This window comes from Streptomyces sp. NPDC090106 (assembly GCF_044747265.1).
Classification (GTDB): Bacteria; Actinomycetota; Actinomycetes; order Streptomycetales; family Streptomycetaceae; genus Streptomyces.
Genome location: NZ_JBIVDS010000050.1, coordinates 1 through 1,225, shown reverse-complemented (window position 1 = coordinate 1,225; position 1,225 = coordinate 1). Strand labels below are relative to the sequence as shown.

Below are 1,225 nucleotides of genomic sequence, written 5' to 3'. Positions count from 1 at the left end.
TCGTGGTCACTGTCGTAACCCCGGTGCGTGGGCAGATCGAACGCGACCGACAGACCCTTCTGACCCGCCGCCAGATTCCGCCGGTAGAACGCGTTCGACTCCTCCGCCGTCGAGAAACCCGCGTACTGCCGGATCGTCCACGGCTGATTCACATACATCGTCGGATACGGACCCCGCAGAAACGGCGTCACACCCGGAAACGTCCCCAGGAAATCCAGACCCTCCAGATCACCCGCCGTGTACAGGGGTTGGACGGGAATGCCTTCCGGGGTCTCCCAGGTCAGGTCCTCGGCGCTGGTTCCCGTGGCCTCTTTGATCGCGGCCCGCCAGTGGTCCTCGGCGGCGTGAGCGACCGGGTTGCCGAGCGAGATCGTGGTGAAGTCGGGCAGAGAGGTCATGCGGCCACTCCCATTCGGTCGAGCACACGTGTCAGGAGGTCCACGACGTCACAACCCGCGTAGAGGTGGGTGTCGGCGCCCGGGAACGCTTCGGGGCGACCGGCCAGGAGGATGTGCCGCGCACCCGCCGCACGCAGGGCATGAGCTGTCGACTCGGCCTGCTCCTCGTACAGCGCGTCGCTGGAGCACAGGCACGCCTCGCGCGCCCCGCTCTCCTCGAACGTGCCCTCCGTGACCGGCTCGACGCCGCCCGCCTGGAACAGGTTGGCGGCGAACGTCAGCCGCGCGGTGTGCGCGGCGGCCGGACCCAGCGCGGCCAGATAGATCCGCGGACGGGCACCCGTGGCCACGAGATGCGCGTCCGAACGGGCGCGGAGCACCTCGAAGGCGTCATCACGCCGCACCTGCGGCAGCCCGCCGGACAGCAGCGCGGGAGCGGGCTCGCGCTCCACCGGCCTATCGGAGAGCAGAGGGAACTCGCTCACGCCCAGGACGGGTTCGCGCCGAGTGGCAAGGCGTCTCGCGCGAGCGGCCCAGGTGCCGGCCAGTGTCCGGGCGAGAGTTCCCGTGCGCAAGAAGACCTCCTGACCACCGGCTTGTTCCACGGTCTGGAAGAACTCCCAGCCCGCCAGGGCGAGTTCGTCGGTCAGCCGCTCCACGTACCAGGAACCGCCCGCCGGGTCGATCACCCGCGCCAGATGCGACTCCTCGATCAGGATCGTCGACGTGTTGCGTGCGATACGGCGGCTGAACGCGTTCGGCAGCCCCAGCGCCTCGTCGAAGGGCAGCACCGTCACCGAATCCGCCCCGCCCACACCCGCCGCCAA

Annotated in this window: 2 protein-coding genes; both read right to left on the bottom strand. The window is 69.5% G+C overall.

Annotation, left to right across the window (positions count from 1 at the left end; translation table 11 throughout):
* Nucleotides 1-398, bottom strand: a 398-nt coding sequence (locus tag ACIPSE_RS47245) for a methylmalonyl-CoA mutase family protein (RefSeq protein ID WP_401676398.1), incomplete at its 3' end; no start/stop codon positions are given.
* Nucleotides 395-1,225, bottom strand: an 831-nt coding sequence (locus ACIPSE_RS47240; protein ID WP_401676396.1) for a methylmalonyl-CoA mutase family protein, incomplete at its 5' end; no start/stop codon positions are given. The genes ACIPSE_RS47245 and ACIPSE_RS47240, both read right to left, overlap by 4 nt.